Raw genomic sequence first — 10317 nt, 5'->3', positions numbered from 1 at the left:
TGACAGGTGCGCCGACGGTGGCGGTGTAGACGATGGTGCCGTTCTCAGCCACGCCGCCTGCTGGCGTTTGTGCGGTCAGTACGACGTTGGTGACGTCATTGCTGTCGCTGACTTGGGTCACGACTGGGGTGGTGTTTGGAGCCAGTTGCTCATAGTTGCCGCCGGTCACGCCGGTGATGGCGGTGCTGACGCTGTCGGCGCCTTTGTACACGTCGTTGCCGACGACGTAGGACACAGTGCCCGACGTCTGACCTACCGGAATGGTGATGGTCTGGTTGTTCGACAGGGTCACGACCACCGGCGAGATGGTTACAGGTGCGCCGACGGTGGCGGTGTAGACGATGGTGCCGTTTTCAGCCACACCGCCTGCTGGCGTTTGTGCGGTCAGTACGACGTTGGTGACGTCGTTGCTATCGCTGACCTGGGTCACGACCGGGGTGGTGTTTGGAGCCAGTTGTTCGTAGTTGCCCCCGGTCACGCCAGTGATGGCGGTGCTGACGCTGTCGGCGCCTTTGTACACGTCGTTGCCGACGACGTAGGACACCGAGCCCGACGTCTGACCTACCGGAATGGTGATGGTCTGGTTGTTCGACAGGGTCACGACCACCGGCGAGATGGTTACAGGTGCGCCGACGGTGGCGGTGTAGACGATGGTGCCGTTCTCAGCCACGCCGCCTGCTGGCGTTTGTGCGGTCAGTACGACGTTGGTGACGTCATTGCTGTCGCTGACCTGGGTCACGACCGGGGTGGTGTTCGGGGCCAGTTGCTCGTAGTTGCCACCGGTCACGCCAGTGATGGCGGTGCTGACACTGTCAGCGCCTTTGTACACGTCGTTGCCGACGACGTAGGACACCGAGCCCGACGTCTGACCTACCGGAATGGTGATGGTCTGGTTGTTCGACAGGGTCACGACCACTGGCGATTCAGTGACAGGTGCGCCGACGGTGGCGGTGTAGACGATGGTGCCGTTCTCAGCCACGCCGCCTGCTGGCGTTTGTGCGGTCAGTACGACATTGGTGATGTCGTTGCTGTCGCTGACCTGGGTCACGACCGGGGTGGTGTTCGGGGCCAGTTGCTCGTAGTTGCCACCGGTCACGCCGGTGATGGCGGTGCTGACGCTGTCGGCGCCTTTGTACACGTCGTTGCCGACGACGTACGACACCGAGCCCGACGTCTCACCCACAGGAATGGTGATGACTTGGTCGTTCGAGAGCTTGACGACGACCGGTGTGCCAGTCACCGGATTACCCACCGTCGCGGTGTAGACGATGGTGCCGTTTTCCAGCACGCCGCCTGGTGGCGTTTGTGCCGTAAGCACGACATTGGTCACGTCGGTAACCGGGTCGACGATGACGTTCAGCTGCTGGCTGACCGAAGCCGGGTTGGCCGGGTCAGCGCTCTCGGTGGCGGTGGCCGTGACGGTCAGCGCCAGAGTGCCGTTGAAATCGGTCGGCGGCGTGATGGTCAGGGTTTTCAGATCCCACGTGGTGATATCGGCCGTGCCGGTGCCACCGGCTGTAGAAACGTAGCTATGGCCAGCGCCGTCACGCAGCTCTGCACCTGCCGGGATACCGCTGATCTGCAGCACGTGCAGTTCGGAACCATCACGCGTGTCGCCGAAGGTGACGTTGATGGTGCTCAGCTGGATCGCAGTGTCTTCGGCACCGTGGTTCAGTTCGTAGCCGGCGTAGTAACCATCACCGTTGCTATCGACGTGTGGGGTAACCTTGATGCCTTGGTTCACCAGGTCGGCGATGTCGGTATACAGCAGCGCTCCGCTCTGGCCGATCGGAGTCACAGGGCCTTGGTCGACCGACAGGTTCAGGCCGTAGAAGCCCGGCCCGTTCTGGTTGTGATGGTACAGATCCAGGCTGTAGTAGCCGGTTTCAGTCGGCTTGAAGGTGCCGCTGAAGTCACCTGAAGTGGGATCGACGCCAGCGCCCCAGTGGGCGGTGCTCAAATCCTTGCCGCCAACGTTGATCAGCAGACCGTCGTCGGCCTTGCCGGTGAAGGTGTAGGTCTTGCCGGCTTCGAGGAAGATCAGGCCGGTGACTTTGGTAGAGGTGCCCTGTACGACATTGGTGTCACCCACATCGGCAACGACCACGCCCTGAGGCCGGTTGGCGGCTTCGATGGTGGACTTGATCAGTGCAGGGTCAGCGCCTTCGCCATTGGTGCCCAGCCCTTGCAGGCCGGTGTAGGTGTACTTGATCAGACCGGTCGGAACGACGTAGTCCGGTGTCAGGCTCAGGATCGGTGCGTCAGCCACCGGTTTGATGTCGATGGTCACGGTGCCGGGCTTGCCCACCAGAGCGTCGACCGTCGGGGTAAAGGTGAAGCTGGCGTAGTCGCTGTGCTGGTCACCGGTACCGGCGTTCTTGTAGGCATCGCTGCCCGACTCGTCGGCCACTGGGACGAACTGCAGCTTGCCTTCCTCGATATCGGCTTTGCTGAACGTGGTGCCCAGATCCGCTTGGGTCAGGTTTTTCCAGCCGCTGCCGTCGTTGAACTGCAGGTTACCGTTAGCCGGCAGGCTGGTGAACTTGATGCCCAGGTCGAGGGTGGGGTTGGCGGTTGGCTCAATGTTGAACGACGCCCAGTTCAGTGCCAGTGCGGTGTCTTCGGTACCGGTCAGTTTGTTGCCCGGCACGCCGTCGTTGTCGCCGACCACGGGCGCGTCGTTGTCGATGATGACGGTATTGACGCTGGCGGCCTGCGGGTTGACTACCAGGCTCTCGAAGTTGGTGCCGGTCGGATTGGCGATGGTGACCACGACGTTCTCGCGGCCTTCGACCAGGGCGTCATCGACGATGGACAGTTGGAAGTTGGCGCTGGTTTCCCCCGCCTTGATGGTCACGGTGATGGTGTCCGTGCCCCGATAGTCGGCACCTGTCGCACTGCCACCGTAGCTCAGGTTCAGGGTGACCTGCGTATCGACATTGGTCGGATTGCTCAGGGTCAGCGTGTAGCTCGCAGACTCACCTTCGGTTACCGACGCAGTGCCGCTGAGGCTGATGGTGGTGACATCGGTCACATCGCCGACCTGGGTCACGATTGGCGTGGTGTTCGGAGTCAGCTGTTCATAGTTGCCACCGGTTACACCGGTGATGGCCGTGCTGACGGTGGCGGCGCCGGTGTAGACGTCATTACCCAGCGTGTAGGAAACAGTGCCACTTGTTTCGCCCACACCGATGGTGATGGTCTGGTTGTTGGACAGGGTCACGACAACCGGAGTGCCGGTGACAGGTGCGCCGACGGTCGCGGTGTAGAGGATGGTGCCGTTTTCCAGGGCGCCGCCCGCCGGGACGGTAGCGGTCAGTACGACGTTTGTGACGTCGGTGCTATCACCAACTGGAGTTACGACCGGCGTGGTGTTCGGGGTCAGTTGCTCGTAGTTGCCACCGGTTACGCCGGTGATAGCCGTGCTGACAGGGTTGGCGCCGTTGTAGACGTCGTTACCCAGGGTGTAGGAGACGGTACCGCTGGTTTCGCCCACACCGATGGTGATGGTCTGGTTGTTCGACAGGGTCACTACAACCGGCGAGCCGGTGACCGGAGCGCCAACGGTGGCGGTATAGACGATGGTGCCGTTTTCAACGGCCCCGCCCGCTGGAACAGCGGCAGTCAGTACGACGTTGGTAACGTCGTTGCTGTCGCTGACCGGGGTCACGACTGGCGTGATGTTCGGCGTCAATTGCTCGTAGTTGCCACCGCTTACGCCGGTGATGCCAGTGCTGACGTTGTCGGCACCTTTGTACACGTCGTTGCCGACAACATAGGACACCGAGCCCGACGTCTGACCGACGGGAATGGTGATGGTCTGGTTGTTCGACAGGGTCACGACAACCGGCGAACCGGTGACCGGTGCGCCGACAGTGGCGGTGTAGACGATGGTGCCGTTTTCAGCGACGCCGCCTGCAGGAACGGTGGCGGTCAGTACGACGCTGGTGACATCGATGCTGTCGCCAACTGGGGTGACGACTGGCGTGGTGTTCGGAGTCAACTGTTCGTAGTTGCCACCGCTTACGCCGGTGATGCCCGTGCTGACGGTATCGGCACCTTTGTACACGTCGTTGCCAATGACGTAAGTCACCGAGCCCGATGTTTGACCTACGGGAATGGTGATGACCTGGTTGTTCGACAGGCTGACGACCACTGGCGCGCCGGTCACTGGCGAATCGACCGTGGCGGTGTAGACGATGGTGCCGTTCTCGACCGCGCCGCCCGCTGGGACTTCGGCGGTGAGAACCACGTTGGTCACGTCGGTGACCGGGTCGACGATGATATTCAGCTGCTGGCTGACCGAAGCTGGGTTGGCCAGATCGGCTTTTTCGGTGGCCGTTGCGGTAACGGTCAGCGCCACGGTGCCGTTGAAGTCGGTCGGCGGTTGGAAAGTCAGGGTGCTGAGGTTCCAGCCGGTGATATCAGCCGTGCCGGTGCCGCCAGCCTCGGACACATAAACGTGGTTGGCGCCATCACGCAGTACTGCACCCACCGGAATACCGCTGATCTGCAGCACATGCAGTTCGGAGCCGTCGCGGGTATCGCCGAACGAGACGGCGATGGTGCTCAGCTGGATCGCGGTGTCTTCGGCACCGTGGTTCAGTTCGTAGCCGGCGTAGTAGCCGTCGCCATTGGTGTCGACGTGCGAGACGACATCGATGCCCTGGTTGATGACTTCACTGATATCACTGTAGAGCGGCACGCCGCTCGCGCCGATCGACGTCGCTGGACCCTGGTCCACCGAGAGGTTCAGGTTGTAGAAGCCTGGGCCGTTCTGGTTGTAGTGATACAGATCGATGCTGTAGTAGCCGGTTTCGGTCGGCGTGATGCTGCCGGTGTAGTCGCCCGAGGTCGGGTCGATGCCAGCGCCCCAGTGCGCGCCATCCAGATCCTTGCCGCCAACGTTGATCAACAGACCGTCGTCGGCCTTGCCGCTGAAGGTGTAGGTCTTGCCAGCTTCGAGGAAGATCAGGCCGGTGACTTTGGTACCGGTGCCCTGCACCACGTTAGAGTCACCGACGTCGGAGATGACGACGCCCGGACGGCTGCCTGCGGCTTCGATGGTGGACTTGATCAACGCAGGATCAGCGCCTTCACCGTTGGTGCCAAGACCTTGCAGGTCGGTGTAGGTGTACTTGATCAGGCCGGAGATCGTCTGAGCCACGGACAGCACGGGGACGTCAGCCACCGGCTTGATGTCGATGACCACGGTACCCGGCTTGCCCACCAGGGCATCGACCGTCGGGGTGAAGGTGAAGTTGGCGTAATCGCTGCGCTGGTCGCCTGTGCCGCCGTTGTTGTAGGCATCGCTGCCCGACTCATCGGCCACCGGGACGAAGCGCAGTGTGCCTGCGTCGATTTGAGCCTTGCTGAACGTGGTGCCCAGATCGGCCTGGGTCAGGTCTCTCCAGCCCGAGCCATCGTTGTATTGCAGCGAGCCGTTCGCCGGCAGGCTGGTGAACTTGATCCCCAGGTCGAGGTTGGGGTTGGCGGTTGGCTCGATGTTGAACGAGGCCCAGTCCAGTGCCAGTACGGTGTCTTCGGTACCGGTCAGTTTGTTGCCTGGCACGCCGTCGTTGTCGCCGACCACGGGTGCGTCGTTGTCGATGATGACGGTATTGACGCTGGCGGCCTGCGGGTTGACTACCAGGCTCTCGAAGTTGGTGCCGGTCGGATTGGCGATGGTGACCACGACGTTCTCGCGGCCTTCGACCAAGGCGTCATCGATGATGGGCAGTTGGAAGTTGGCGCTGGTTTCTCCCGCCTTGATGGTCACGGTGATGGTGTCCGTGCCCTGATAGTCGGCACGTGTAGCGCTGCCGCCGTAGCTCAGGTTCAGGGTGACCTGGGTGTCGACGTTGGTTGGATTGCTCAGGGTCAGCGTGTAGCTCGCCGATTCACCTTCGGTTACCGACGCAGCACCGGTGAGGCTGATGGTGGTGACATCGATCACATCGCTGACTGGCGTTACCACAGGAGTGGTGTTCGGCGTCAGCTGCTCGTAGTTGCCGCCGGTTACGCCGGTGATGGCGGTGCTGACCGTGTTGGCACCAATGTAAACGTCATTGCCCAACGCGTAGGAAACGGTGCCGCTGGTTTCGCCCACTGCGATGGTAATGGTCTGGTTGTTCGACAAAGTCACGACGACTGGCGAGCCAGTGACGGGGGCGCCAACGGTAGCCGTGTATAGGATGGTGCCGTTTTCCAGGGCGCCGCCCGCTGGGACAGTGGCGGTCAGCACAACGTTGGTCACGTCAATGCTATCGCCAACCGGGGTCACGACCGGTGTGGTGTTCGGGGTCAGCTGCTCGTAGTTGCCGCCGGTTACGCCGGTGATCGCGGTGCTGACAGTGTCGGCGCCGTTGTAGACGTCATTGCCCAGGGTGTACGAAACGGTACCGCTGGTTTCGCCCACTGCAATGGTAATGGTCTGGTTGTTCGACAGGGTCACGACAACCGGCGAGCCGGTGACTGGAGCGCCGACGGTCGCGGTGTAAAGGATGGTGCCGTTTTCGAGAGCGCCGCCCGCTGGGACAGTGGCGGTCAAGACGACGTTGGTCACGTCAATGCTATCGCCAACCGGGGTCACGACCGGTGTGGTGTTCGGGGTCAGCTGCTCGTAGTTGCCGCCGGTTACGCCGGTGATCGCGGTGCTGACAGTGTCGGCGCCGTTGTAGACGTCATTGCCCAGGGTGTAGGAAACGGTACCGCTGGTTTCACCGACCGCGATGGTGATGGTCTGGTTGTTCGACAGGGTCACGACAACCGGCGAGCCGGTGACAGGTGCGCCAACGGTAGCCGTGTAGACAATGGTGCCGTTTTCGAGGGCGCCGCCCGCTGGGACAGTGGCGGTCAACACGACGTTGGTGACGTCGATGCTATCGCCAACCGGGGTCACGACCGGCGTTGTGTTCGGGGTCAGTTGCTCGTAGTTGCCACCGGTTACGCCAGTGATTGCGGTGCTGACGGTATCGGCGCCGTTGTAGACGTCGTTGCCGAGGGTGTACGAAACGGTACCGCTGGTTTCACCGACCGCGATGGTGATGGTCTGGTTGTTCGACAGGGTCACGACAACCGGCGAGCCGGTGACAGGTGCGCCAACGGTAGCCGTGTAGAGGATGGTGCCGTTTTCCAGGGCGCCGCCCGCTGGGACAGTGGCGGTCAACACGACGTTGGTCACGTCAACGCTATCGCCAACCGGCGTCACAACCGGTGTGGTGTTCGGCGTCAGCTGCTCGTAGTTGCCGCCGGTTACGCCGGTGATCGCGGTGCTGACGGTGTCGGCGCCGTTGTAGACGTCATTGCCCAGGGTGTAGGAAACGGTACCGCTGGTTTCACCGACCGCGATGGTGATGGTCTGGTTGTTCGACAGGGTCACGACAACCGGCGAGCCGGTGACAGGTGCGCCAACGGTAGCCGTGTAGAGGATGGTGCCGTTTTCCAGGGCGCCGCCCGCTGGGACAGTGGCGGTCAGCACAACGTTGGTGACGTCGATGCTATCGCCAACCGGGGTCACGACCGGCGTTGTGTTCGGCGTCAGCTGCTCGTAGTTGCCACCGGTTACGCCAGTGATCGCGGTGCTGACGGTGGCGGCGCCGTTGTAGACGTCGTTGCCCAGAGGGAAGGAAACCGAGCCGCTGGTTTCGCCTACACCAATGGTGATGGTCTGGTTGTTCGACAGGGTCACAACCACTGGTGAACCCGTGACAGGCGCGCCAACGGTAGCGGTGTAAACGATAGTGCCATTCTCAACGGCGCCGCCCGCTGGAACGGTAGCGGTCAACACGACGTTGGTGACATCAACGCTATCGCCAACCGGCGTCACAACCGGTGTGGTGTTCGGCGTCAGCTGCTCGTAGTTGCCGCCGGTTACGCCGGTGATCGCGGTGCTGACGGTGGCGGCGCCGTTGTAGACGTCGTTGCCCAGAGCGAAGGAGACCGAGCCGCTGGTTTCGCCTACACCAATGGTGATGGTTTGGTTGTTCGACAAAGTCACGACGACTGGCGAGCCAGTGACGGGGGCGCCAACGGTAGCTGTGTAGACGATGGTGCCATTCTCAACAGCGCCGCCCGCTGGAACGGTAGCGGTCAGTACGACGTTGGTGACATCAACGCTATCGCCAACCGGCGTCACAACCGGTGTGGTGTTCGGCGTCAGCTGCTCGTAGTTGCCACCGGTTACGCCGGTGATCGCGGTGCTGACGGTGGCGGCGCCGTTGTAGACGTCGTTGCCCAGAGGGAAGGAAACCGAGCCGCTGGTTTCGCCTACACCGATGGTGATGGTTTGGTTGTTCGACAAGGTCACAACCACTGGCGAACCAGTGACAGGTGCGCCAATGGTAGCGGTGTAGACAATGGTGCCGTTTTCGACGGCGCCGCCGGCCGGCGTGGTCGCGGTGAGCACGACGGTCGTCGTGTCGATCGAGTCGACGATGTTGACCACCGCAGGCGTTGTGCTTGGCACCAGGCTTTCGAAATTGCCACCGGTAGCGCCGGTGATGGTGGTGTTGAGGGTAGTCGGATTGTTGTAGACGTCGTTGGCCGGTGCGGCCACGTCGATCGACCCCGACGACTGACCAGCCGCGATGGTAATGGTGGAGCCGTTTGACAGGGTCACGGTTACCGGCGTCTGCGCCGGATTGGTGAGCACGGCGGTGTAAGTGATCGTCGTGCCTTCGGTGACCGGGTTGTTGCCCACGGTCAGGGTCACGGTGGTGACGTCGATTGTGTCGTCGACACGGGTGACGGCCGGGGTCGGATCGGTGGTGACCGCCAGGTCGCCACCGCCGGTGGTGCCGGTGACGGTTACGGAGATCTGCGACGGATCGATGTAAGGCGTGTTGGTGTCCGGCACGGTGACGTTGACGGCGCCTGTGGTCTGGCCGGCGGGAATGAGCACCGATTGGCCATTGGACAGGTTGACGGTCAGGTCGGCAGAAGGTGCCTGGGTCACGGTGGCGGTGTAGGTGATCACGCCGCCGGCTTCGGTGATGGCAGTCGTTGCCGTCACGGTCAGTGTGGCCGTGCGCTGGACGGCCGGGTCGTTACCGGTGTCGGCGTTGATTGGGTTGGTATCGCCTTCGATCTCGCGCGTATTTTGCGCTGCACCCGCGTTCGGACCTTCGGTGGGGTAGCCCACGGTGGGATCGACTTCGCCTGCGGTTTCGCTGAGCAGTACGAAGCTGTGGCTACCGCCGCCTTCACCGCCTGTGTCGTTCGCGCCCGGGCCTGCGGCCGTGGCTTCCAGATCCTGGGTAGGGTCGGCGCCGGCCGCGATGGCCTGCTGCAACTCTTCTACCGAAGGGGCCGCCTGAGCCGTGGCAGCGCTCAGATCGGCGATTGAGTCGGGCGTGTTGGCACTCCATTGAGTGTCGCGTCCCAGGTCGATGGTGCGGCCATCGGCCAGCGCCAACGTGACCGCACCGGCTTCACCCGTGACGACCTGCTCCCCGGCGAACAGCCGATCCCCTTCGATAAGCACTCGGCGAATCCCCTCGGGGGACACTGCGAATACTTGGCCAACAATGCTTTTGACGATGGCAACAACACTGCTCATGTGGGTGACTCTCCGGGGTGACGATTCGTTTGGTACGGTGCCTGAACATCGTCAGTGAAGGCGACGGGCATTCGGTACGTATTGTATGTTGTAATATTGACGTCAAACTATTGTCTTAAATCCGCTAAAATGAACTTTATGACAATGTATTGACCTATTTGGCGCCATCCTAAACAATCCATTGTGTAATGTCACATTGATATTTCTTAGGTATGCAAAACGCTTCAACAGCGTGAGTTCATTGACGTCAAGACGACAACGACTGACATTTTTCGCCGGTTGATGTGACAAAAAAAGTCGCTTCTGGAATATCCAGGAGATGTCGTCAGGAAGGCTCGCCATGGATGCGTCGCAAGAAAGCCGGATGTAGCACAAAGCCTGCCAGGCGCGGGCTGCACAGTACGTGGAGCGTGGATGAACGGTAGATGGCCTGGGGCTTGGCGTGCGAGTCGCCGGTGCGAAAATGGCGAGTTCAGGCTTACCGTTATATGTCAGTCACACAACATGGGTGGATGGACAAACATCACAACGGAAAGTTCGTAATTGTTGGTGTGCAAGTTATAAAGGCTAACTCCTTGTGTTGATTGAAGAAATTTTTTCACCGGGGCACGGGTGCCAAATGGCCACTGACTGTTGATTGGCGAAACGATTGCTCACCCCGGTCGGATTGAATCAGCGATGAAACACCCCCCATGGCTATCGAGGTTGCCCGACTCGCCGTGCATCCGTTTGCCAAACGAGCTCATGCGAAGCCAGCG

1 protein-coding gene is annotated in these 10317 nt (G+C 61.5%); it reads right to left on the bottom strand.

The window, feature by feature from the left end; all coding sequences use genetic code 11:
• The coding region (locus tag QMX89_RS15630; protein WP_282348890.1) for a retention module-containing protein at window positions 1–9559 on the bottom strand (9559 nt) is incomplete at its 3' end.
• Window positions 9560–10317 lie beyond the last annotated feature (758 nt).

Source organism: Pseudomonas sp. PS01301, assembly GCF_029960215.1.
Taxonomy (GTDB): Bacteria; Pseudomonadota; Gammaproteobacteria; order Pseudomonadales; family Pseudomonadaceae; genus Aquipseudomonas; species Aquipseudomonas coleopterorum.
This window is presented reverse-complemented; position numbering and strand designations above follow the sequence as displayed.